Here is a 22,147-nt window from a genome sequence, read left to right as displayed (position 1 = left end):
ATTATCAAAAGGACGGGACAATGCGAAACTGGCTGCCATTCGACCTCGGACGCCGAAAGCTGCTCGGTGCGGGCCTGGCGGCGGCCGGCGGCGCAGCCCTCGCCGCCCGTTCAGCGCTGAGCCAGGATGCCGCCGCCCAGCATCAGGGCCACCAGATCTCCGCGGCGTCTGACGGCAAAGCCGGCACAAGGGATGCCGCGCCGCCGCATATGCAGGCACATGGAGCGATGATCACCGTCGGCGACGTCGATAACGAGCGCAACGGCTTCGATCCGACGTCGATGCTGACCGACTGGGATCTCGGGAGCGTCTCCACCCTCCCCGACGGCCGTCGGCTGCGTACGTTCGAAGTCGAGGTCGAGGACAAGGAGATCGAGATCGCGCCCGGCGTCATGTTCCCCGCCTGGACCTTCAACGGTCGCGTGCCCGGGCCGTCGCTCCGCGCGATGGAAGGGGAGCGGCTGCGCATCATTCTGCGCAATTACGGTTCTCATCCGCACTCCATGCATTTTCACGGCATTCATGCCGCGCGCATGGACGGGATTCCTGGCGCGGGCGTCATCAACCCAGGCGAGGAGTTCGTCTACGAGTTCGACGCCCGCCCCTTCGGCTGTCACCTCTACCACTGCCATGCCCTGCCGCTCGCGCGGCATATCCACAAGGGCATGTACGGTCTCTTCGTCATCGATCCCGATCCGGAACTTCGACCAGAATTCCGCGAGGTGGCGCTCAGCCGGCTGCACGGCTCGCCCGAGAATGCGAGATGGCAGGAACTCGCCATGGTGATGAATGCCTTCGACACCAATTTCGACGGCGAGAACGAGTTCTATGCCTGCAACACCATCGCTCACTGCTACGCCAAGAAACCGATCCGCATCGAGAAGAGCCGTCCGGTGCGCATCTACCTCGCGAACCTCACCGAGTTCGATCCAATCAACTCCTTCCACATCCACGGCAACTTCTTCGACTATTTCGACCAAGGGACCACCCTGACGCCGACTCTGAAGACCGTCGACCTCATCATGCAGTGCCAGGCGCAGCGCGGCATTCTGGAGTTCACCTTCGGCGAACATGCGGACCATGAACCGGGCCTCTACATGTTCCACGCGCACCAGTCGGAGTTCACGGAGCTCGGCTGGATGGGAATGTTCGAAGTCGTGGAGGAAGTGGCATGACCGACGAAACCGCTTCGAGCCAGGCCGCATCACCTAGCCGGCGCGCCGCTCTCCTCTGGACCGTCATCCCTTTCCTGGTTTTGGCGGCGGCCATTGCCTGGCTCTTCGGTACCAATCCGCTCCGAAGCTTCGAAAACGGCGCGCCGCCCGTCGAGAACCTCACCTATGAGCGCACAACGCTCGACGGCGGCGGGGTACGGCTTCTTGTACGCGCCGGCGGCTCGGAGCCGCTGAAGATCGCACAGGTCCAGGTCGATGCCGCCTATTGGCAATTCACGCTCGACCCGCCCGGCCCGCTTCCCCGCGGGCAGTCGGCCTGGATTTCCATTCCCTTCCCCTGGGTTCTCGGCGAGGCGCACCGTGTCACCGTCGTCACCAGCACCGGCGCAACGTTCGAGCACGAGATCCCGGTCGCGGTTCCCACGCCGGAGGTGACCTCGAACGGTCTCCGGTCGCAAGCCATCCTCGGCGCCTTCGTCGGCATTCTGCCCGTCGCCATCGGCCTGATGTTCTATCCGGCGCTACGCGGCGCGGGACTGAGCGCCATGCGGTTCCTGCTCGCGGTGACAGTCGGCCTCCTCGCGTTCCTCTTAGTGGACGCCGTAGCGGAGGCCTTCGAGCTTGCCGGCGCATCCGCACCCGTCTTCCAGGGTGGCGCAATGGTGGTCTTTGCCGCCGCCGCGTCCTTCCTGTTACTAATGGCCGTCTCGCGGCGGGGCGGACGGCCGAGCGGCGTGGCGCTCGCCACCTACATCGCAATCGGCATAGGCCTGCACAACATGGGCGAGGGCCTTGCCATCGGAGGCGCCTTCGCGGCCGGCTCCGCAGGCCTCGGCACCTTCCTCGTCATGGGCTTCACGCTGCACAACATCACCGAAGGCATAGGCATCGCCGCACCGCTCCTCAAGATCAGACCCACCTTCCGCCAGTTCGTACTGTTGACGCTGATCGCCGGCGGCCCGGCCGTGCTCGGCATGTGGATCGGCAGCCTCGCCTACGCCCCCCATTGGTCGGCACTTGCGCTCGCGATCGGTGCCGGCGCCATTCTCCAGGTCATCATCGAGGTGACGCTGTTCATGCTCCGCAACGACGAGGACCGTACGGACATCCTGTTCTCGAAGGAGGTCCTGGGCGGCTTCGCCCTCGGCATCGCACTCATGTACGTGACCGCGATGCTGGTGAAGATCTGATTGGTCTATGCGCTCGCAGTGAGGAACAGGTCCCGGCGCGCTTTCTCGGCAACACTATCTGGCCGATAAACGCCCGGTGCAACGCTGGCTGTAGGCGCGGCGCAATCACGAATGTGACGCCGTGCCCACAATTGCAATATCCTATCCAGGGGGATAGGTTATGCATATGAGCGAGCACAGGCACAAGACCCATCCCGAGATCGTCAAGCGGCTGAAGCGGGCCGAGGGACATCTGAAGAGCATCATCGCGATGATCGAGGACGGGCGCCCCTGCCTCGATCTCGCACAACAGCTTCATGCCGTCGAAAAGGCGGTCACCAATGCCAAGCGCGCGCTGATCCAGGACCATCTCGACCATTGCCTCGAGGATGTGGTCGGCCCCCTGCCCGCCGACCAGCGAAGCGCCATGGCCGAGTTCAAGGCGATCACCAAATATCTCTGACCGATCGGAAACAGCATGCTCGGCGTCCTCCAGAACCGAACCTATCGCCACCTCTTTCTGGCGCAGGTCGTCGCGCTGGTCGGGACAGGTCTGGCGACGGTCGCCCTCGGCCTGCTCGCCTACGAGATCGCCGGACCTGACGCCGGCGCGGTGCTGGGTACGGCACTCGCCATCAAGATGATCGCCTATGTCGGCATCGCACCGATCGCGGGCGCCTTCGCGGAAGTGCTTCCACGGCGGCCGCTGCTGGTCGCACTCGACCTCGTACGCGCCGCCGTCGCCCTCTGCCTGCCCTTCGTCACCGAGGTCTGGCAGGTCTACGTCCTGATCTTCGTCCTGCAATCGGCCTCGGCCGCCTTCACCCCGGCCTTCCAGGCGACGATCCCCGAGGTGCTGCCGGACGAAAAGGACTATACGCGAGCGCTATCGCTCTCCCGGCTCGCCTATGACCTCGAAAGCCTCATCAGCCCCGCCTTGGCTGCAGCGCTCCTGACGATCATCTCTTTCCATTCGCTGTTCGGCGGCACGGTCATCGGCTTTCTCGTATCCTCGGCGCTCGTCGTCTCCGTCGTGCTTCCCGCGCCTTCGAAGACCGAGCGTCGCAGTGTCTACGAACGGACCACGCGGGGCCTTCGTCTCTATCTGGCAACGCCGCGGCTGCGCGGCCTTCTCGCGATTTGCCTTTCGGTCTCGGCCGCCGGCTCGATGGTGATCGTCAACACGGTCGTGATCGTGCAGTCCACCTTCGGCCTGACCCAGGAAAGCACGGCCCTTGCGCTCGCCGCGTTCGGCGGCGGCTCGATGCTGGCGGCGCTCTTCCTTCCAAAACTCCTCGACACTATTCCCGACCGCCCGGTCATGCTGGCTGGAGCGGCGGTCCTGATTGCCGGGCTTCTGGCAGCCTCGGCCGTCGACGGCATCCGCACGCTCTTGCCGCTCTGGTGTCTCCTCGGCATCGGCTATTCGATCGCCCAGACGCCCTCCGGCCGGCTGTTGCGGCGATCCGCGCATGCGGAAGACCGACCGGCCCTGTTTGCGGCGCATTTCGCGCTCTCCCACGCCGCCTGGCTCGTCACCTATCCGCTCGCCGGTTGGCTCGGCGCAACGATCGGCCTGTCCGCAGCCGCCCTTTGCCTCGCGCTCCTCGCGACGTCCGGCTTCGCCGTCGCGATGGCGCTGTGGCCAGCGAACGACAACGTGGAGATCGAGCACGACCACGACGACCTGCCTGTCGATCACCCGCACCTCGCCGAAGGAGTGCGGCGCGGCGGGCATAGCCATGCCCATGCCGTTGTCATTGATCGGCTGCATCCCGAGTGGCCCTCAAGGCCGTAAGCTGTCGAACCGGTGGCTCCGGCCGCCTCGCTTTCATGATGATTGGCTCGTTGCAGTGTCTCTGTGGAAAGAAGCAACAACGATCATGAGGCCCGCACCAGCCACGATGGCCACATCGGCAAGGTTGAACGATGGCCAATGCCACTGTCCCGCATAGAAATCCAGATAGTCGGTGACCTGGCCGTCGGCATACCGGTCGACGAGATTGCCCATCGCTCCTCCCGCGACCATGCACAGTGCCAGCCGCTCAACCATCCGGCGCGAAAGAGCGGCCCACGACAGGAGCCCGGCAACGATGCATGCTTTCAGAACGGCAAAAAGCTGTGGCGCCGCCGATATCCATTCGGCGAACATTCCGAAGCTGACGCCGGGATTGTAGACGAGCACGAGATTGAAGAACGGTGTGACGGGAATGATCCGCGGCGGGTTCATCACCGCCGTGACCATGAAGTGCTTGAGAGCGATGTCCACGAGGAAGATTGCGGCGCCGAACGCAAACAAGGCGGCGAGCTCGCCTTTTCTTTCAACTACCAACCGCATGATCTACGTGCGTACGACAATGCGTGCCTTGGAAGGCACGCGGGTGTAGAGGTCGATGACATCCTGATTGACCAACCGCACGCAGCCGGAGGACACGGATTTTCCGATAGAGTTCCACTCACGTGTTCCGTGCAGACGGTAAAGCGTGTCCTCGCCATTCTGGAAGATGTAGAGCGCGCGGGCGCCGAGCGCATTGTCCGGCCCTGGCTCCTGTCCACCGTTCTCGACAGAGAATTTCGCAAGCTCGGGTTGGCGCGCGATCATTTCCGCCGGCGGCTTCCAGCGCGGCCACTTCTGGCGCCACTGGATAACCCCCTCGCCTTCCCAGGCAAATCCCGCGCGGCCAAGCCCAACCCCGTAGCGCATCGCGGTGCCGCCGGGCTCCGCGACATAGAGAAACTTCGAACCGGTATCGACCACCACAGTGCCGGCTGGCTCGCCCGTCGTATTGAAAACACGCTGGCGGTAGAATTTTGGATCAATTTGCCGGAAGGGAACGGCCGGCAGCTGATGACCGCCATCCTCCATCGCGGCATAGCGAGCGGCCAGTTCCTCCTCGCTCGGCACGCCCATCGGACGTCGTGCTACGCTGGGCACGGCGGAGGGGGATGTCGTGGAACAGGCCGCCAGCGCCATGGAAAGCGTCCCGAGAAGAAATCCGCGGCGCGCGACGGTGTTGGTGTCTTCAAGCATGTTGGTCCCTTTTCTCGACGCCGACTATTTACCGGTTTCAGCAGCAGCTGCCGACGGTGTCGACGTCTTCATTTCGCTGCGAATGTGAAAAGCGCTGTAGGCAATGACAGAGACTACGAAGCCCAGCAGAACAAAAAGCATGACGCGGTTCTTCCGCCGGATCATGCGCGCACGCTGTCGAACGTCACTTGGATCAGTCATCCGACGCCCCGCTGACAGCAGACGTGCCCGAATAGGGATCGGCAAGCGCAGCCTCCGGCCGACTGACCGGATATTTTATGATCGAGATATCCTCCGCCAGCTTCGAGGCCCCCTGTTTCTTCAAAAGAGCCCGGAAGCTTGGATGCATTCCGCCGTCCACATAAGCGAGCGCCGCGGCCGACTTTTCGGCGGCAAGCGCCGCGTCCACCTTGCCACGCTCCGTCGCCACCATTGACAGGAGGTCGGCCGAAGCCCCGCTGGACGATACCGGACAGGCGGCGAGCGGATTGCGCGGATCGCCCCCCTCGAACTCCCTGTTGAACACATAGCGCCGTTCGCAGGCCGCGACCTTCGGCTGGCGCTTCGAAAAAGCGAATTGGTCGTAGCCCTCCTTGAGGGTGAGCCAGAACGGCATGTTCGAATCCCCTCGATGCTTGGCGAGGTTCTCCGCGGTCATGCGAAACGGATAGGCTTGGACCTGAAAGCTGTCCTGACCGCTTTGCAGCGCCTTCTGAGCGATGGCATAGATCTCACCGACGCCCTGATCGGTCATGGCGTAGCAACCCGACGACGAGCAGGCGCCATGGACCATCAGCGCCTCACCGGTGTAGCCGAGCGCAGCTTCAAGACGGTTGGGATAACCGAGATTGAACGAGACATAGTACTGCGACTGCGGATTCAGCATCCCGGCCGAGACATGATAGAAGCCTTCCGGCGCCTGGCGATCGCCTTCTTTCGTCTTGGGGCCGAGTTTGCCGGACCAGCGGCACATCGGATAGGTCTTGAAGAGCTTGTAACGGCCTGATGCATCCGCCTTCCACACCTCCAGCTCACTCTCCTGCTTGAATATCCGCACAAGGACAGGATCTTCAGGCCGCATACCCTTCTTCGCCATCGCGGCCACGACGGCGGCGGAAAGCTTCGGCGGCTCGCTGGAGAGTTCGGCGAGCTCCATGGCAACGCATCCCGATAGCATGATCGCGATGAGAGAGACGGCGAGGAATTTTGGCAGCAGAGAATGGAGCGACCGCATGAGATGCCGGGACACGAGAATAATCAGAACAAGGGAACGGGATTGCACGAAAGAAACGATAGAGTTGCGCTATTCCCCGCCCTCGGCACCATGCTCGTGTCCGTCATCCGATCCCTCAGGCATCGCAACATCGGGCACGAGCTTCTCTATCCGCGCGGCCGCCTTGAGGTCAGCGACGATCTTGCTCACCGCCTGGGCTTCCATGCCACGGCGCAACTCCGTCGACACAACCTCGAATGCCGGTGGTTCACGCTTGCGCCGCTCTTCAAGTTTTACGACATGAAAGCCGAAGGGCGTCTCCACGGGCTTTGCGGCAATCTCACCGGTCTTCATCGTTACGATCGCCTCTCCCAGCTCCGGCGGGAGTTGTTCCATTGTCAGAAAGCCAAGATCACCGCCGCTCTTCTTCGACGTCTCATCCAGCGAAACGCTCCCGGCCACCTCTTCAAAGGACTTGCCCGCGGCTATATCCCTCATCGCCGCCTCAGCGCCAGCCCTGTCCTTCAGCAGGATGTGCCGGACGCGAACCTCTTCGACCGACGGCATGGCGGCGACCCGTTCGTTATAGACCTTGCGCAGTGCGTCCTCGGTTACAGCGGCGGCGGCAGCCTTGGCGAGATAGGCCTGCCGAAGCGCCTGTTGCCTCAGGAACACCATCTGCCGCTTGAACGTCTCGTCGTTCTCCAGCCCGTCCTTGATCGCGGCGTCAGAGACCACCTTGAGGTCGATCAGCGCATCGACGACCGCGGACTTGCGTGCCTCGGGTGTTGCCTTGGGATTAGGATCGCCGAGGAACGAGGTTGCGAACGATACGTCGGATTCCAGAATCTCGGAATCTCCGACGCGAGCTGCTACCTGATCCGCCCGTTCCTCGGCGAAGGCTGGAACAGCGACCAGAAAGAGCGCGGAAAGAAAGACGTTCCTGATTTTCAGCAGCATCACTTCTTTGCTCCCGCGACAATCGGTTCGATGACGGCGCGCAATTGCTCGATCGGCATTACGCCGGTGTATTTTTCGCCGTTGATAAAGAAGGTCGGCGTCGAATCGACGCCAAGTTCCTGACCTCTGGCCGCGACCGCATTGACTTTGTCGAGCAGCGCCTGGTCGCTAAGGCAAGCCTCAAGATCGGCCTCCTTGAGACCGGTCATCGACAGGACCGAGAGGAACCCTTCCTTGCCGTCCTGAGCACGCGCCCAGCGCGGCTGGTTACGGAAGAGGAGGTCGACCGTCGGATACCATCTGTCGTCACCCGTGCAGCGGGCGAGCATGAAGGCGGCGGTCGCGCGCGGATCAAACGGGAACTCGCGGAGAATGAAGCGGACCTTACCCGTATCGATGAACTCTGCCTTGAAGGCTGGCCAGATATTCAAGTGAAAGTTGGCGCAATGCCCGCATGTCATCGACGCATATTCGATAACGGTAACCGGTGCGTCGTCGCGCCCCAGAATCCGCTCGGGCAACGGCCCCGGCTGCAAGAGGTCCGTCGCCGAGCCTGTGGCGGCCGTCTGCGCAACAACGCGGTTTGCGGCCAGCAAGGTGAAAGCTGCCGCGGTCGATCCCAGAAATTGTCGCCTGAACATCTCGTCTCCAAATCAAAGGAGCCGGATCATAAAACCTCTAGGTACTTGAGGTGCAAGAGGCGTAAACGCGCGCCACGATTTTTACGACGGATTCAAACGAAGGGTCGGATTCAAGCCCGCCGGGGCCTATGCCGATCCATCAGTATGCCAGAATTGACGTCGTCAGCATCACGTTTGCCAGACCCGCGTGATCAAGTGCGCCAACGCGATCACGAACGCCGCGATGCTGGGGAGCGCAGTCAGGGCCATTCCAAACGCACGGCCACCGGCCCCTTTTGAGTACCCGACTAAGAAGCAAACGCGGCCGACACCGAACAGGACCACAGAAGCCGCGATAAACGGCATCATCGCCGCGCCTTCCAGCATCACGAGCGCGGATAACGTCACGGACGCGATGACGAATTGTTCGAGCGTGTTCTGAAGAAAAGCGGCTGCAACGGCAATTCTAGAGCTCGGGCGAGAGTACGCCGATCCGCCGATATCTTCCGCAGAATGACGTCGGCCTCGTGCCACCATGGCGACGCCTATGATGACCCAAACGACGAGAAGCAAGTTCGCGGCGGCTATGAAGAATAGCCGCGATTCCAGATTTTCGTCGGGGAAAACCTTGGCGCCGCGTAGAAGGTATTGCGTGCCACCGAGGGCCAGCATGCACACCATGGCAGCCGCACCGCTTCTCAAGAGGATTTTGCGCTGCTCTTTCCGAAGTTCAGCTTTGGACGCCGGGACGATTACCATATCAACACTCCGCACCGTATGAGCCTGAACGTAAAGCTCTTACTGTCAGGACCGCTCGATCGCGGGTGCCAGAGCTTTAAGTTCCGCTCGGCATGGTTTGGATGACCAGCAATTCGGCGGCTGCTGCGATTGTCGCCGTGCTCGTGTCGCAGTTTGGTCGAGACGAAAAAAGCTCTGCAGACGAAACCTCCTCGACCCCGAACTTCAGTGAACGGAACCGACCAGCGGAGCGTCGCCGTCTCGAATGGACACCCAGCGCCCCGTATGGTCGACCGCCTGTCGCTTCAGGTAAGTGTAGCCAGTTTCGTCCCAGTTCAAGACGGCATCTGTCAGATTATCAAGAATGACGTCTCCGATGTCGGTTCTCACCGTCAGAACGGCGTGCCCCTCACCGTTCGGTCGACGCAATACCGTAATGAGCACCGTTGACGACGGGATACCATCCTCGATCAAAACACGACGTTTTGCGAGCACATAGTCCTCGCAATCGCCTCCATCGACTGGATAGGTCCAGTATTCTTCCACTCCGTATAGATCAAAATCACTTATGGGCTTGATTGCCTTGTTCACTGAAACATTCAATTGTTGCAACTGCGCAAGGAACTCGCTCGACATTGGCAATGGCGCCGTTTTCCTGGAACGTAACGTGCATTCTGACGCGTTTCGCTTGCAGAACTCAAAATGACCGATTGGTTGAGACGTGAAATTTCCCGTGACCATCGCGGACGGATGAGCCCATGCGCCGTTGCCGACAAAAGACCAGAGAGCCGATAGGCTCGCACCTGCGATCAACCGTCCGAAATTCATCACCACTCCGATTCATTCCTGATCAACGTGTCCAGATTATTAATGATTCCCGTCTCGCGCGTCCATGCGCCTGACACTCGGAGAGCCGAAGACACCGCTCAAAGTGGTTCGAGCGTTCCAAACCATGCAACCAGCGCAACGGCCAATAGCCCAAGCGCGATCTCGAGTCTGGTTGCTCTCGCGAGCGCCGACAATGCGTCGGGCCTGTCCCGAAGACGCGGCACCAGGAAGTAACGATTGCACACCGCAAGTCCGACCATGGCCATTGTCACGAACACCTTCAAAGCCCAAAGCAGCTGATAGCGAATGCTCCAGTCAAGCGGTATTCCTTCGAAGATCCAAAGAGTAGCAATCAACCCGGTCACGAGCAGAAGCGAAACCCAAAAATGGCCCTCGCCTGAATAACGGATAAGAATCATCTTCGCGTCAAGCTTTTCCACGTCCGGCAGAAGCCGCAAGACATACGGCAGCGCACCCAACCAAGCTCCCGCAGCGATCTGGTGAAGCACGTCATTCGCCTGCCGCACATACCCGAATACGCCTTCGGATGCTGCGGCATGTCCGGTCATCGATTGGGCAATGAACACGATCACTATCGACAGCACGGTGGCCCTTGTCCATTGCATGACAAATGCAAACGCAGCCACCGTGATCGCCGCCGCCTGGAGAGCCCACGACCTTCCGGGCGTGGTGAAAACTATGACATCCCGAAGAAGGCCCGGTTCAAAAATATCGCCCCACCCGTCAGAAACCCGGGCCGCCTGTGCCGGCAGGAGAATAATGACCGCGACAACCAAGCACAGAATCATCCAGCCCTCGAAACGCATCCTCTCTGCATGAGGCTGGAGGCGCCAGCGAAACAATGACGCCCCCCAGATCATAAGGGCTGCTCCGAATATTGCGCCCCGGCACAGGATGAGGACAATTACCGGGTCCGCCATTCACGGCACCTCATTTGACGAGAAAGCTGAAATTGCCGTTTATCTTATGACCATCCTTGGAAAGAGCATCCCATTTGACATCATACCTGCCTGAAGGCAGCGGCTCCGGAAGGGGCGCAAGAAGCGTATGACCATCCTGCGAATTGATAGGCTTGCCCACTCGCACCGCCGCACCATCAGGCCCGATGAGTTCGATATTGCTGAAGCGCAGGTTGACGGTTTCGGAGAACGTGAGCTCAAGTGACCTTGGTGCTTCCACGGTTGTATCGGCACTTGGCGACGAATTCTTGAGCACGGAGTGCGCCGTTGCCGGGGCGGCTGTCAGAACTGTCATTGCAAACGACGTTAAGAATAAAGCTTTGAATTTGTTCATGTCGCTGCACGGTCCTGAATATCGGGTCGCCGTCATCAACGATGACAGCGGGTTGATAGGATGATTGGGGCGGCGGAGCGCCACGCCGCACGGCTACACGCTCTTCTCGCCTCAATCCGCGATGATTGCCTATCCTGCGCACAAAGTCGCCGAGCCGGACGACGTGTACCGTTGCGCACAGATGCATAACGGTCATGGCATGACAAGAAGCCGGCTCGTGTGTGGCGTTGCTTCAAGAACTCACGTCGTCGGCACCTGCGCCAGCAGTTCCTCGAACACCTTCTTTGCCTTGCCTATATGTTTCACCGTCCTGGCCTGTTCCAGGTTGACCGGCTGCCCCACCGCGATGAGCGCCACCATCCCCATTCCATAGTGCGGAAGGCATTTTACACCATAGATGCCTTCCTGCTCGACGGTTACCGTGATCTGCTCGTTGATTTTGCCTTTGAACGCGTTCGCTCCATCCGGGATCAATCCCTTGATGGTCTCGGCATTGTGGCCCTTGTCGACGGGCACAAAGGTCACTGTATCGCCAGGCGCGGCCAAAATGAAATCGGGCTCGAAGACCATCGCGCCCTTCTTGCCTTTGTTGAGCATCATCACCTGATGGTCTTTCGTTGCCGCTCTGACAGGCAGCGCCGTCAACGCTATGGTGCCAATCGCTGCACCCAGCAATACGTCTCGTCGTTTAAGCATGTGGTTTCTCCTTCACAATCTTGCACGATTGCAGGATATCGCCTGCCTGTTCGGAACACTTTGGTCAATCGTAACCGGCAAAGCGAGATGTCGCGCGGCGAACTGCCGCTCCCCAGCCGCCCATCATCGCCTCCATCGCCGGCGGTGTTCAATCCGCGGTTGGACCGTCTGTGAACGATCGACCTAAGTGCCCGACTATCTGGCTGAGAAACGCGCGCGCGCGCGGGTTTCGCGGCGACTTGAAAAACTCCGCCGGCCGGTTTTCTTCGATCACTTTTCCGCCATCCATGAAAACGATGCGGTCGGCAACCGCCTGCGCAAAACCCATCTCATGCGTGACGCACAGCATGGTCATACCGTCGTTGGCGAGTTCGATCATTGTGTCGAGCACCTCCTTGATCATCTCCGGGTCCAGCGCCGATGTCGGTTCGTCGAACAGCATAATGCGAGGTTTCATGCACAGCGCCCGCGCGATCGCCACACGCTGCTGCTGACCGCCCGAGAGCTGCCCGGGATACTTATCGGCCTGCTCCGGAATGCGGACCTTTCGGAGGAACTCCATCGCAATCTCCTGCGCGTGTTGGCGCGGCATTTTGCGAACCCAGATTGGCGCGAGGGTGCAGTTTTCCAGTATGGTCAAGTGCGGGAAGAGATTGAAGTGCTGAAAAACCATTCCAACTTCCGATCGGACTTTCTCGATCCCCTTCAGGTCACCGGTCAATTCGATCCCGTCAACGATGATCCTGCCGCGCTGATGCTCCTCGAGCCGATTGATCGTGCGGATCAGCGTCGACTTGCCAGAGCCGGAGGGTCCACAGATAACAATCTTCTCGCCTTGCGCGACAGAGAGGTTGACGCTCTTCAAGACCTCGAAATCGCCATAGGACTTCCCAAGATTCTCGATACTTATCGCGAGTGTTGCAATGGGAGTGGCAGCCATCAAAGCATCTCCTTACCGCGGCGTTCCAGGAAGTCGGCAAAACGAGCAAAGGAAAAGGCGAGAATGAAGTAGATCAGACCGATGAACAGGAAGGTCTCTGTCGATGGTGCTGGCCAGTCCGGATCGGACAGTGCCGCCTTGCCGGAACTGATGAGATCGAAGAGGCCCACCACCAGAACCAGGCTGGTGTTCTTCACCATCACGATGATGGTGTTGGTCAGCGCCGGGATGACGATGCGGATCGCCTGCGGCAAGATGATCAGTCGCTGGGTGTTCCAATATCCGAGGCCCAGCGCTCCTGCCGCTTCCGCCTGGCCCGCAGAGATCGACTGGAGCCCACCCCGTATCACCTCCGCGAGGTAAGCCGCCGCAAAAACCGTGAGCGCAAGAAGCGCACGGACGAATTTGTCCGGGAGGAGCCAATCCGGAAGAAAGAGCGGCAGCAGGATCGAGGCGACGAAAAGAAGGCTCAGAAGCGGAAGACCGCGGATCGTCTCGATGACCAGGATACTCAATGTTCGCACAACAGGCATATGCGACCTGCGGCCGAGAGCCAGAAGCACTGCCGCCGGAAATCCGAGGCCGATGGCGAAGACGGTGAGGATAAGCGTCACCGGCAGGCCGCCCCAGGCGCTTGTGGGCACGTAGGGCAGACCGAAACCGCCGCTCATGAGCCACAGCACGACGATCATCATGCCCGGCCAGGCCAGGGCGAGCCAAGGCCGCCATGACGACGGCCTTGCGGAAACCACCAGTGTCGCGAGGATTAATCCGCACACCAGTGCGGCGCGCCACCGTTCCGAGGGCGGATAGATGCCGAAGAGGATCTGCCCATACTTGGCGAGGAGAAAACTCCAGCAGGCGCCTGTCGCCGCCTGGCAGGTCTGGGGCTCGGCGGGAAGCACGGCTGCTTCGAAGATCGCCCAATCCGCAAGCGGCCACCCGATACGGACCAAAAGCGCGACCAGCGCTATCGTCAAGACAGCATTGAGCGGCGTGCCGAAAAACGGCGCCAACCGTCTCGTGAGAGGGCGACTGGTAAGCGCCGGTACGTTGTAGGCGATTTCGACCATTTTCAACGCTCCACGATGGCGATGCGCCGGTTGTACGCGTTGAGCAGCGCGGACAGGGCGAGGTTGACGAGGAGAAAGACGCCGAGGATCATCGCGACGCCTTCGATCGCGTGGCTGGTCTTGTTGATCATAGTGCTCATGACCGTCATGAAATCCTGGTAGCCGACCACGATCGCGAGGGTCGAATTCTTGATGACGTTGATGTACTGGCTATTCATCGGAGGGACGATGCTGCGCAGGGCAAGCGGCAAGACGACCAGCCGGTAGGTCTGCGCCCGAGTTAAACCCAACGCAGTGGCGGCTTCCCACTGTCCCCTGCGTACCGCGACGATCCCCCCGCGAACGATTTCCCCGACGAAACCCGCGGTATAGAATGTAAGGCCGATCAGGATGGAGGTCAGTTCGGGCGTCAGCGACCAGCCGCCGACAAAGTTTGCACGGCGGAATTCGGGCAACTCGATCGATAACGCATTGCGATAGAGCATGAGAAGCAGGGCCACGCCCGATGCCACGGCAATCCATGCCCATAAGACATAAGGCGGGCGCCGGCCCGTACGAGACTGCCGCCTGTGGGCGGCGCGGGATGCCGTGAACACGCCCAGGAGGCCGGCGCCAACGAATGCCAGCGGCATTACCCCCGATGCCGACCAGTGAAGCGCCGGCATGGAAAGTCCCCGCACCGAAAGATGCGTGCCGGGGCCCAGCTTCCACGCTTGCGAAGCGAGAGGCAAAACCTCCCACCAAAGCGCGTAGGTGAAAATGAGTAGGACGACGAGCGGCGTGTTGCGGGCGATCTCAACCCAACCACGGCAAAGGCCGCTCATCAGGGGGTTGTTGCTCAGGCGCCCGATGCCGATGAAGAGGCCAATGACGCTGGCGATGACGATCACGAGGACTGAAATGAACAGGCTGTTGGCGAGGCCGACGACCGCCGCCCACCAGTTCGGATCGGAGGACGAATAGGGAAGGATCGTCTCCGCGATCTGAAAATTCGCCGGTTTCCAGAGAAAGCCAAAACCGACGGGTATGCCCCGAAGCTGAAGGTTTTGCGCCGTGGCGGAGACCAAGGCGATCCCGAAGGTCGCAACGCCAGCCAACAACATCAGCTGAACGGCAGCCGCACGAAAGCGGGCATCCTGCAGCATGATCTGAATCTCCTCTGCATGCATTGCCCGGCCGCTGCGACCGGGCAATGGTCCGGTTCGGTTACTTGAACGCAATCGGGAATAGGATGCCGCCATCGCGCGGGAGGGCGTTGAGACGGCGCTCGGCCTTGAGCGCGCTCTGTGCCCCAAGATTGCGGTCAAAGACTTCGCCGTAGTTTCCGACCTGCTTGATGACATTGTAGATCCAAGCGTCGTCCAAACCGAGCGGCTCGCCGATGCCGGGTTCGGCCCCCAGCGCCTTGCGCGTTTCTGCATCGCCGCTCGTCGTTTTGATTTCATCGACATTCTGCGAGGTGATGCCGCGATCTTCGGCCCAGACCATGGCGTTGAACGCATAGCGCACGATGTCCAACCAGCGGTCGTCACCACGGGGGATGGCTAGAGCGAGCGGCTCGGTGGTCGCGCCGCTATAGAAGATGGCATGCTCCTCCGGATTGCCAGCGACAGACGCACGCTGGCCGGCAATGGCGAAGCCGTCGCTCATATAGCCGTCGCAACGTCCGCCGAAATAGGCATCCCGCGCCAGGATGGTCGAATCGAAATAGACGCGTTGGACCTTGACGGCATTGTCCTGCTCGATCGTGTCGAGCGCGTTCTCGACCAGGCTGCCACCGCCCTGCAGGCAGATCGTCAACCCATCGAGGTCAGCCGCTTTCTGGACGTTCAACGCCTTGCTCAACATGATGGCGTCGCCGTCGACGAGGTTGATCGCCACGAAGCGGACCGCGGTGTCGCGTGTGTAGGTCCATGTCGTCGTCCGCGACAGGACATCGATCTCGCCCGTCTGAAGGGCAGGCAGGCGCTGGGCCGCGTTCAGTGGAACGAACCGTGCCTTTTTGCTGTCCGCGAACACCGCGGCGGCAACGGCTCGGCAACTGTCGACGTCGAAACCGGTCCACTCTCCCTTTTCGTCGGGGCGTGACAGGCCGGGCACCCCCTGGCTGGCGCCGCAGCTCACATATCCCCGTTCCCGGACCTTGTCGACGATGGATTGGGCGTGAACCGGCTCGCCGGAAAGTATAGCAGCAGCGATGGCGCTGGTCAGCAGAATTGCGTACTTCATCGTTCTCTTCCTCTTGTTGTGATTGTTCCCTCTTCATCAATCCAGTGCTCGTGCACCACATCCGCGACCAAGGCATTCAGGGCCGCCTCGATATCCGCCTGCAGGTCCTCGACCGGCTCTAGACCGACCGAGAAACGGACGATCCTGTTGCTGCCCGGAACAGGCAATGCCTGGTTCGCGGATACATCCAGTTGAGGCGTGACGATGCTTTGCGTGCTTCCCCAGCTTGCACCGATACGGAAGACCTTGAGCGAGTCCACGAAAGCGGAGACATTGGCTTGGAACGGTGGTGCCAGCCTCACCGAGAAAAGGCCGCTGGCACCCTGGAAATCACGCCGCCAGATCGAATGGCCCGGGTGGTTCGGCAGGGCAGGATGCAGCACATCGCCGATCTCTGAACGGCACTGGAGCCAGCGCGCGAGCGTCAAGGCGGATATCCCCTCCCGCTCCAACCGCAGCGGCATCGTCTGAAGCCCGCGCAGCGCGAGGCTGGCGTCATCGGCCGAGATGCCGAGACCCATGGTCCTGCCGGTGTCTTTCAGCCGCCGGTACAATCCTTCATCGCGTGTGACCAGGGCACCGAGCAGAAGATCCGCATGCCCACCCACATGTTTTGACAAGGCTTCCATGACAAGATCCGCACCGAGATCAAGCGGGTTGCAGTTTAGCGCAGACGCCCATGTGTTGTCGGCGAGCACGCAGGCTCCGGCCGCACGGGCGGCGCCTGCGATCGCCGGTATGTCCTGTATCTCGATAGTGTTGGAACCGGGCGATTCCACCACGATCACCCGCGTGCGCTCGTCGATCAGGCGAGCGACGCCTGCTCCGGCGGCTGGCTCGTAGAGAACCGTTTCGACACCGAACCGTGAAAGCGTGTCATGGCAGAAGCTGCGTGTCGAACCATATGCGGCGGATGTGACGAGAACGCGGTCGCCTGCTTTCAAAAGGGAGGTCAATGCGAGCGCGGTCGCCGATTGGCCCGACGGCAGGCAAAGGCAGTGGTCCGCGTCGTACAACTCGGCGAGCCGTGCCTCAAGCGTACGGGTCGTCGGCGTGCCGTACAGGCCATAGGTATAACCGTCATAGAACCGGTCGTAGCGGCGCTCGAACGCGTCGGAAGACGGAAAGACGATGGTGGAGGCACGCGTGACCGGCGCGGAAAGGCTCCTGAACCCTTCATCGCTTATCGGTCCGGCATGCAGCAGTTTGGTTTCTCGGTTCACGGCTAAACTCCCTGAACGAGATATAGCGTATCGCCACTATGTGCGATAATGTCTCAGCCATAGGCACTTTATGCGCGGATGTTATAATGCACCTGGGAGAACTCGAGGCCTTCGACGCGGTGATGCGTATGGGAAGCACATCGCGAGCCGCTGAGTTCCTGGGCATCAGCCAGCCGGCCGTCAGCCGGGCGGTTGCCCGCCTTGCCCGCTCGACGCGACTGACCCTATTCCGCCAGGTCGGCGGCAGGCTCGTACCAACGCCAGAGGCAATTGCCTTGCACGAGGAGGTCGAGCGGGCTTTCATCGGGATGGACCAGCTGCGCGCGCGTGCGGCGATGATCCGGGAGTTCGGCGCCAGCGGACTCCGCCTGGCATGTTACCCTGCGCTCGGGCTTTCGTTCGCGCCGAAGGCTATCCAACGCTATCGCAGCAGGGACCGAACCGGCCATGTCACACTTCTGATTGCCGGCTCGAATGCCGTGCGCGATATGGTCGCTTCCGGCCAGGCGGATGTCGGTCTTACCGCCGACGAAATCGACACGTCTCGCGTCTCCGTGCAACCCTTCATGTCCGCGCCGGCCGTTTGCGTCATGGCGGCCAGTCATCGGCTGGCAGGAAGGGAAAACGTAACGCCCGCGGACTTGGAGGGCGAACCGTTCATCGCGCTGTCTCCGGACGACACGGTGCGCAGACGGATTGAACGGACCCTTGAAGAGGCGCAACTGCAAACCCGCACTGTCGTCGAAACGCAATATTCCGAGGTCGTCTGCAATCTGGCCCTGGAGGGCGTCGGAATCGGCATCGCCAATGCAATGACCTACAAGGCCAGCCAGTTTGAGAGCCGTGGCCTTGTCGCTCGCCCCTTCATCCCTGCGATCCCGTTCCGCGCCCTCATCCTCACGAGCAAGGATCGACTTAAATCCACAAGGGCCGAGACGCTTATTGCCGCGCTGCACGACGCCCGCAACGACATCGGCATCAAGGTCGGCACTATCGAGACAGCGGTCAGTATGTAGAACCTTTGCCGAGTGCGACCCGCCGCAAAACGCCGAACGCGGGATGCCATCGTGATTGGCACCTGCCGATGTCATGACATCAAACGCGCGGGATCAAAATCACTTGCGATTTCAACGGGTCGTGCGCGAAGGCAGGAATTTCGCCTCCACGCTGCACACACCGGTAATCGCCTGTTAAGCATAATGCCGTGAGATAGGTCTTCGAAAATGCAGCGATCCGGGCATTACGCACATGCACCGCGCCCTCATGAAGTTGATCATTGTCTTCCTTATGTCGCTCGTCGTCGGAGCAAGCACCGCGGCGTCGGTGGCGGCGCGCAGCCACGCGCTGTCCGACCCGTTACAGAGCAGCGTGAGCCTTTTGGCGATAGACACTGATGATTCAGAGCTTGACCATCCGGCGAGCCTAGAGACCTGTCACGAAGCCTGCAGCTGGCTGGTCGCGTGGTTCTGGCCGGTGGCCGCACCGGTCCGCCGGATTCGCCCCAATCAAGCTTTCGACACGCAATCGTCAGTTCCAGCCCGGCTGATTCTGCCTCCCCCTCGCTCGGCTTGAACCAACCGGGGACGCACGCGTGCGCGATGCGGTCTCCGGTGACGCGACCGCGGCATACGCTCGGCCGCTCACCCACCATTCCCATTTCAAAGCCGATTGCAGACCGCCAAGCGACCCCTGCCCGTGCCAAGGAACACTTCCATGAGACGACTTTCAAACCACGATACCGAACAATCCCCAACAGCGGAGCGGCCGGCTTCCCCGGTTCTGGATCGACGGACCTTCGGCCTTGCCGCCGTCGCTCTCCTTGCCTCACCCGCGCTCGCCTTCGCGCAAGGCAGGAAACGCACGATCGACATCGATGAGAGATTTCTGCCGCAACTGGTGACATCTCCCTATCCGGAGACGGCCGGTACCATCATCGTCGTACCGAGGGATCGCTTTCTCTATCTCATCGAAGAAGGGGGCCTTGCCCGCCGCTATGGCGTAGGTGTCGGGCGCGCGGGCCTGGCGTTCTCCGGCACGGCGACTGTCGGCCGGAAGGCGAAATGGCCAAGCTGGCGCCCGACCGACAACATGATACGGCGTGATCCGAAGAAATATGCACGCTATGCCGACGGCGTTCCCGGCGGGCCGAAGAACCCGCTGGGCTCGAGGGCTCTCTATTTGTTTCGAGACGGCAGAGACACCCTCTATCGCATCCATGGCACGACCGAGCCCTGGACGATCGGCAAGGCGGTTTCGAATGGTTGCATACGGATGGTCAACGGTCACGTCGAAGACCTCTATGAGCGCGTCCCGGTAGGAACACGCGTCGTGGTGGTTTCGTGACGGCGCGGCAGGTGCTTGTCATCGGAGCCGGCCAGGCTGGCCTTGCCGCAGGGTACTACCTGCGCAGGGCCGGTCTGCCTTTCCTGATCGTCGACGCCCATCCGCGCGTCGGCGACAGCTGGCGCAGCCGCTACGCTTCGCTGACCCTGTTCACTCCACGCCAGTTCAGCGCCCTTCCAGGCCTGCCCCTTGCCGGCAACCGGGAGCAATATCCGAGCCGCGACGAGTTTGCTGTCTACCTGGAAGACTACGCCGCGCGTTTCAGCCTGCCGGTGCGATCGGGAACACGGGTCGCGCGCTTGTCGCGTGCGAACCGGGTCTTCCTCGCAGAAACGGACTCGGGCGAGAAAATCGAAGCGAGTGAAGTGATTGTCGCGACCGGGGGTTTTCAGAAACCGATAGTCCCGTCCATCTCTAGCGGCTTCGGATCTGAGGTGCTGCAGTTGACGCCGCAAACCTATCAGAACCCTGCGGGTGTGCCCGATGGACCGGTCCTCGTCGTTGGAGACGGCGCAAGCGGTCGTGACATCGCACTTGAATGCCGGACCCTGCAACCTGTGATGCTTTCCCACGGCAAGCCTCGAAAACTGTTCCCCGAAGGGCTGTTCGGGAAGTCGATCTGGTGGTGGCTCCGCTTGCTCGGCATTCTGAACGCCTCGCCGGAGTCATGGATCGGCCGCAAGGTGCGCGCTGCCGATGCCTTTCCCGACCGAGGGCAAGGCGACAAACACCTGGCGCAGGCAGGTGTTCGGCTTGTGCCACGCCTTGTCGCCGCCTCAGGCGAGACGGCCACGTTTTCCGACGGCAGCTCCGCCACCGTGCGAACGGTAATCTGGGCGACCGGCTATCGCGATGAGACGGGTTGGGTGGAGATTCCGTCGGCCGTAGGACCGGATCGTGCGTTCTCGCACACCAACGGCGTTTCCGCTGTGCCTGGGCTCTACTTCGTGGGCCGGCCGTGGCAACGAAACAGGGCATCCGCTCTCGTCATGGGTGCCGGGCCGGATGCCGAGCGCATCGTCGAGGAGATTGTCCGCCGGCAACACCGTCAAGGGGCCAAGCGATGACCACCAGGCATCAACGGCTTCTTAAATCTTTGTTGACCATAATCCTCGCCAGCAATCTGCGGCGAGACGTCTCTGCCGCCCCGTGAAGTATCTCGTTTGGATCGGAACTGCTGTGTCTGAGTATCCTGTGACTGCGTTTCTGGCGCGCCTGTTCCACGCTGCTGCCGACAAGGGAATCGAGACGATTGCGCGCTGGGTTGCGCAAGCCTCCACCATCACGGCCGCCGCCGCCTCTGTCGTCGCACTGACCGCTGCCACGGCTGCCGCGGAAGATCGATCGCTGAAACTGTTCTTCACCCACACCGGCGAGCGGGCGACGATCACCTTCAAGCGCGACGGCAGGTTCGACCCGAAGGGTCTCGCGCAGGTCAACCGCTTCCTGCGCGACTGGCGCCGGAACGAACCTGCTCGCATGGACCCTCGCCTGCTCGACCTCGTCTGGGAAGTCTATCAGCGCAGCGGCGCGAAGGATTACATCCACATCGTCTCCGCCTACCGCTCCCCCGCCACCAACAATATGCTGCGCGGTCGTTCGCGCAGTTCGGGCGTCGCCAAGAACAGCCAGCACACGCTCGGCAAGGCGATGGACTTCTTCATCCCTGGCGTGAAGCTGGCAAAGCTCAGGGCCACCGCCATGCAAATGCAGGTTGGCGGCGTCGGCTACTATCCGAAATCGGGCTCGCCCTTCGTGCATCTCGATGTCGGCAATGTGCGCGCCTGGCCACGGATGTCGCGTCAAGAGCTTGTGCGCATCTTCCCGAACGGCAAGACACTGCACGTTCCCGCCGATGGTCGCCCCCTGCCCGGCTACAACGTGGCCATGGCGGACTACAAGCGACGCGTCGGCTCGAAATCGATCATGGCCGCGAGCTCCGCCGGCGCTGCACTGTCCGAAGATGACACCTCGCCGAACAGTCTCGTGACCGCGTTGCTGCCGACACGCAAAAGCCGCGCGGAAAAGGCGCTCGAGATGCAGGCCGCGGGCGAAATGACCGTCGAACAACCGGCGTTCTTCGACCTGGCGACCATCAGCGCTCCGCTCCCCACGTTTCGAGCAGCTGAAATCGAACGCGTTGTGAGTGTAAACACCTCCGCTTTCATTCCCTCCTCAACGTTCAAGGCCATGGGAGGCCTCGGCATCACGGGGCGGGTATTGCGCCAGCCCGCTGTCGCCGAATCCGGCCTTCTTGACCTTCACCAGGCAAGCGCATGGACGGTTTCCGACAAGGCGATGCTCGATTGGGCGCTTGCACCGGCCGAGGCGCTTCAACGGCTGACGCTTCCGGCTAGCCTGCGGCGTGCCGTCGCAAGCGTCGACGATACGCGACGCGGTTCGCAAACAACACGGGCACTTGATGCGTCGAGCACCTTCAACCTAGACCGCTTCGGATCAGACGGCTGATTGAAGGGCACGATCACGCGTGCCGGGCGAGAAGCGCGCCCCGCGGGTCCACCTGGACCGTGACATGATCGATGCCGTGCCCTTCCTTGAGAAAGGACGCGACGACCGACGGCAGGGTCAATGGGT

At 61.4% G+C, this 22,147-nt stretch carries 24 protein-coding genes; 9 read left to right on the top strand and 15 right to left on the bottom strand.

The window, feature by feature from the left end:
* Positions 1-20 precede the first annotated feature (20 nt).
* The 4 genes from VGN93_RS30665 (at position 21) to VGN93_RS30650 (ending at position 4,142) form a co-directional block, all read left to right on the top strand.
* Complete coding sequence (locus VGN93_RS30665) at positions 21-1,175, top strand: multicopper oxidase domain-containing protein (protein ID WP_064334817.1); 1,155 nt, start codon at positions 21-23, stop codon at positions 1,173-1,175.
* A complete protein-coding gene (locus VGN93_RS30660) occupies positions 1,172-2,365 on the top strand; it encodes a ZIP family metal transporter (protein WP_064334816.1) in 1,194 nt (397 codons plus the stop codon). Before VGN93_RS30665 ends, VGN93_RS30660 begins: the two co-directional genes overlap by 4 nt.
* A 166-nt stretch (positions 2,366-2,531) precedes the next feature.
* On the top strand, positions 2,532-2,807 hold the full coding sequence (locus tag VGN93_RS30655) for a metal-sensing transcriptional repressor (protein ID WP_145926154.1): 276 nt from the start codon (positions 2,532-2,534) through the stop codon (positions 2,805-2,807).
* Positions 2,808-2,822: 15 nt separating this feature from the next.
* Positions 2,823-4,142, top strand: coding sequence for an MFS transporter (locus tag VGN93_RS30650; RefSeq protein WP_064334814.1), 1,320 nt, complete (start codon positions 2,823-2,825; stop codon positions 4,140-4,142).
* 33 nt (positions 4,143-4,175) lie between these two features.
* Here the strand turns inward: VGN93_RS30650 and lspA are convergent, their stop codons facing one another.
* The 15 genes from lspA to metC form a co-directional block, all read right to left on the bottom strand.
* Positions 4,176-4,682 carry a signal peptidase II gene (lspA, locus tag VGN93_RS30645; RefSeq protein WP_064334813.1) on the bottom strand — a complete coding sequence of 169 codons (507 nt, stop codon included), beginning with the start codon at positions 4,680-4,682 and terminating at the stop codon, positions 4,176-4,178.
* Positions 4,683-4,685: 3 nt separating this feature from the next.
* Positions 4,686-5,375, bottom strand: coding sequence for a L,D-transpeptidase (locus tag VGN93_RS30640; RefSeq protein ID WP_064334812.1), 690 nt, complete (start codon positions 5,373-5,375; stop codon positions 4,686-4,688).
* A gap of 193 nt (positions 5,376-5,568) precedes the next feature.
* The gene (locus VGN93_RS30635) at positions 5,569-6,609 is read right to left on the bottom strand and encodes a L,D-transpeptidase family protein (RefSeq protein ID WP_064334811.1); all 1,041 of its coding nucleotides are present in this window, start codon (positions 6,607-6,609) and stop codon (positions 5,569-5,571) included.
* A gap of 69 nt (positions 6,610-6,678) precedes the next feature.
* A complete protein-coding gene (locus VGN93_RS30630; protein WP_064334810.1) occupies positions 6,679-7,548 on the bottom strand; it encodes a peptidylprolyl isomerase in 870 nt (289 codons plus the stop codon).
* Complete coding sequence (locus tag VGN93_RS30625) at positions 7,548-8,189, bottom strand: DsbA family protein (protein ID WP_064334809.1); 642 nt, start codon at positions 8,187-8,189, stop codon at positions 7,548-7,550. Before VGN93_RS30625 ends, VGN93_RS30630 begins: the two co-directional genes overlap by 1 nt.
* A gap of 168 nt (positions 8,190-8,357) precedes the next feature.
* Positions 8,358-8,927 carry an MAPEG family protein gene (locus tag VGN93_RS30620; protein WP_064334808.1) on the bottom strand — a complete coding sequence of 190 codons (570 nt, stop codon included), beginning with the start codon at positions 8,925-8,927 and terminating at the stop codon, positions 8,358-8,360.
* Positions 8,928-9,131: 204 nt separating this feature from the next.
* Positions 9,132-9,734 carry a transglutaminase-like cysteine peptidase gene (locus tag VGN93_RS30615; RefSeq protein ID WP_064334807.1) on the bottom strand — a complete coding sequence of 201 codons (603 nt, stop codon included), beginning with the start codon at positions 9,732-9,734 and terminating at the stop codon, positions 9,132-9,134.
* A 98-nt stretch (positions 9,735-9,832) separates the two neighbouring features.
* Complete coding sequence (gene copD / locus VGN93_RS30610) at positions 9,833-10,675, bottom strand: copper homeostasis membrane protein CopD (RefSeq protein WP_064334806.1); 843 nt, start codon at positions 10,673-10,675, stop codon at positions 9,833-9,835.
* 10 nt (positions 10,676-10,685) lie between these two features.
* Positions 10,686-11,048: a copper homeostasis periplasmic binding protein CopC gene (gene copC / locus VGN93_RS30605; RefSeq protein WP_168169022.1), complete on the bottom strand. Its 363-nt coding sequence runs from the start codon at positions 11,046-11,048 to the stop codon at positions 10,686-10,688.
* 240 nt (positions 11,049-11,288) lie between these two features.
* Positions 11,289-11,744 carry a pseudoazurin gene (locus VGN93_RS30600; protein WP_064334805.1) on the bottom strand — a complete coding sequence of 152 codons (456 nt, stop codon included), beginning with the start codon at positions 11,742-11,744 and terminating at the stop codon, positions 11,289-11,291.
* Between the two features lie 148 nt (positions 11,745-11,892).
* On the bottom strand, positions 11,893-12,684 hold the full coding sequence (locus VGN93_RS30595) for an amino acid ABC transporter ATP-binding protein (protein ID WP_064334804.1): 792 nt from the start codon (positions 12,682-12,684) through the stop codon (positions 11,893-11,895).
* Positions 12,684-13,757 carry an amino acid ABC transporter permease gene (locus VGN93_RS30590; RefSeq protein ID WP_064334803.1) on the bottom strand — a complete coding sequence of 358 codons (1,074 nt, stop codon included), beginning with the start codon at positions 13,755-13,757 and terminating at the stop codon, positions 12,684-12,686. The genes VGN93_RS30595 and VGN93_RS30590 overlap by 1 nt, the downstream gene beginning before the upstream one ends.
* Before the next feature lie 2 nt (positions 13,758-13,759).
* Complete coding sequence (locus VGN93_RS30585) at positions 13,760-14,902, bottom strand: amino acid ABC transporter permease (protein ID WP_064334840.1); 1,143 nt, start codon at positions 14,900-14,902, stop codon at positions 13,760-13,762.
* A gap of 61 nt (positions 14,903-14,963) precedes the next feature.
* Positions 14,964-15,986 (bottom strand): transporter substrate-binding domain-containing protein, encoded by a 1,023-nt coding sequence (locus tag VGN93_RS30580; RefSeq protein ID WP_064334802.1) that lies wholly within the window; start codon positions 15,984-15,986, stop codon positions 14,964-14,966.
* The gene (gene metC, locus VGN93_RS30575) at positions 15,983-17,209 is read right to left on the bottom strand and encodes a cystathionine beta-lyase (protein ID WP_242224967.1); all 1,227 of its coding nucleotides are present in this window, start codon (positions 17,207-17,209) and stop codon (positions 15,983-15,985) included. Before metC ends, VGN93_RS30580 begins: the two co-directional genes overlap by 4 nt.
* Positions 17,210-17,295: 86 nt before the next feature.
* Here metC and VGN93_RS30570 point away from each other — a divergent pair, with 86 nt between their 5' ends.
* The 5 genes from VGN93_RS30570 to VGN93_RS30550 all read left to right on the top strand — a co-directional run bounded on the left by VGN93_RS30570 (position 17,296) and on the right by VGN93_RS30550 (position 22,021).
* Positions 17,296-18,225: a LysR substrate-binding domain-containing protein gene (locus tag VGN93_RS30570; RefSeq protein WP_064334800.1), complete on the top strand. Its 930-nt coding sequence runs from the start codon at positions 17,296-17,298 to the stop codon at positions 18,223-18,225.
* A 232-nt stretch (positions 18,226-18,457) separates the two neighbouring features.
* A complete protein-coding gene (locus tag VGN93_RS30565; protein ID WP_064334799.1) occupies positions 18,458-18,781 on the top strand; it encodes a hypothetical protein in 324 nt (107 codons plus the stop codon).
* A 141-nt stretch (positions 18,782-18,922) separates the two neighbouring features.
* A complete protein-coding gene (locus tag VGN93_RS30560) occupies positions 18,923-19,552 on the top strand; it encodes a L,D-transpeptidase (protein WP_084438751.1) in 630 nt (209 codons plus the stop codon).
* An 11-nt stretch (positions 19,553-19,563) separates the two neighbouring features.
* The gene (locus tag VGN93_RS30555; RefSeq protein ID WP_242224962.1) at positions 19,564-20,619 is read left to right on the top strand and encodes a flavin-containing monooxygenase; all 1,056 of its coding nucleotides are present in this window, start codon (positions 19,564-19,566) and stop codon (positions 20,617-20,619) included.
* A gap of 214 nt (positions 20,620-20,833) precedes the next feature.
* Complete coding sequence (locus VGN93_RS30550; RefSeq protein ID WP_371328653.1) at positions 20,834-22,021, top strand: DUF882 domain-containing protein; 1,188 nt, start codon at positions 20,834-20,836, stop codon at positions 22,019-22,021.
* Positions 22,022-22,147 lie beyond the last annotated feature (126 nt).

It is taken from the genome of Shinella sp. (assembly GCF_035998705.1).
Taxonomy (GTDB): Bacteria; Pseudomonadota; Alphaproteobacteria; order Rhizobiales; family Rhizobiaceae; genus Shinella.
This window is presented reverse-complemented; position numbering and strand designations above follow the sequence as displayed.

Coding starts and splice junctions, on each gene's coding strand:
- VGN93_RS30640 (WP_064334812.1), bottom strand. CDS start 5,375: ATGCTTGAAGACACCAACACCGTCGCGCGCCGCGGATTTCTTCTCGGG.
- VGN93_RS30630 (WP_064334810.1), bottom strand. CDS start 7,548: ATGCTGCTGAAAATCAGGAACGTCTTTCTTTCCGCGCTCTTTCTGGTC.
- VGN93_RS30650 (WP_064334814.1), top strand. CDS start 2,823: ATGCTCGGCGTCCTCCAGAACCGAACCTATCGCCACCTCTTTCTGGCG.
- VGN93_RS30615 (WP_064334807.1), bottom strand. CDS start 9,734: ATGAATTTCGGACGGTTGATCGCAGGTGCGAGCCTATCGGCTCTCTGG.
- copD (WP_064334806.1), bottom strand. CDS start 10,675: ATGGCGGACCCGGTAATTGTCCTCATCCTGTGCCGGGGCGCAATATTC.
- VGN93_RS30635 (WP_064334811.1), bottom strand. CDS start 6,609: ATGCGGTCGCTCCATTCTCTGCTGCCAAAATTCCTCGCCGTCTCTCTC.
- VGN93_RS30585 (WP_064334840.1), bottom strand. CDS start 14,902: ATGCTGCAGGATGCCCGCTTTCGTGCGGCTGCCGTTCAGCTGATGTTG.
- VGN93_RS30660 (WP_064334816.1), top strand. CDS start 1,172: ATGACCGACGAAACCGCTTCGAGCCAGGCCGCATCACCTAGCCGGCGC.
- VGN93_RS30600 (WP_064334805.1), bottom strand. CDS start 11,744: ATGCTTAAACGACGAGACGTATTGCTGGGTGCAGCGATTGGCACCATA.
- VGN93_RS30665 (WP_064334817.1), top strand. CDS start 21: ATGCGAAACTGGCTGCCATTCGACCTCGGACGCCGAAAGCTGCTCGGT.
- VGN93_RS30620 (WP_064334808.1), bottom strand. CDS start 8,927: ATGGTAATCGTCCCGGCGTCCAAAGCTGAACTTCGGAAAGAGCAGCGC.
- VGN93_RS30580 (WP_064334802.1), bottom strand. CDS start 15,986: ATGAAGTACGCAATTCTGCTGACCAGCGCCATCGCTGCTGCTATACTT.
- VGN93_RS30625 (WP_064334809.1), bottom strand. CDS start 8,189: ATGTTCAGGCGACAATTTCTGGGATCGACCGCGGCAGCTTTCACCTTG.
- VGN93_RS30570 (WP_064334800.1), top strand. CDS start 17,296: ATGCACCTGGGAGAACTCGAGGCCTTCGACGCGGTGATGCGTATGGGA.
- VGN93_RS30655 (WP_145926154.1), top strand. CDS start 2,532: ATGAGCGAGCACAGGCACAAGACCCATCCCGAGATCGTCAAGCGGCTG.
- VGN93_RS30590 (WP_064334803.1), bottom strand. CDS start 13,757: ATGGTCGAAATCGCCTACAACGTACCGGCGCTTACCAGTCGCCCTCTC.
- VGN93_RS30595 (WP_064334804.1), bottom strand. CDS start 12,684: ATGGCTGCCACTCCCATTGCAACACTCGCGATAAGTATCGAGAATCTT.
- VGN93_RS30565 (WP_064334799.1), top strand. CDS start 18,458: ATGCACCGCGCCCTCATGAAGTTGATCATTGTCTTCCTTATGTCGCTC.
- copC (WP_168169022.1), bottom strand. CDS start 11,048: ATGAACAAATTCAAAGCTTTATTCTTAACGTCGTTTGCAATGACAGTT.
- VGN93_RS30560 (WP_084438751.1), top strand. CDS start 18,923: ATGAGACGACTTTCAAACCACGATACCGAACAATCCCCAACAGCGGAG.
- lspA (WP_064334813.1), bottom strand. CDS start 4,682: ATGCGGTTGGTAGTTGAAAGAAAAGGCGAGCTCGCCGCCTTGTTTGCG.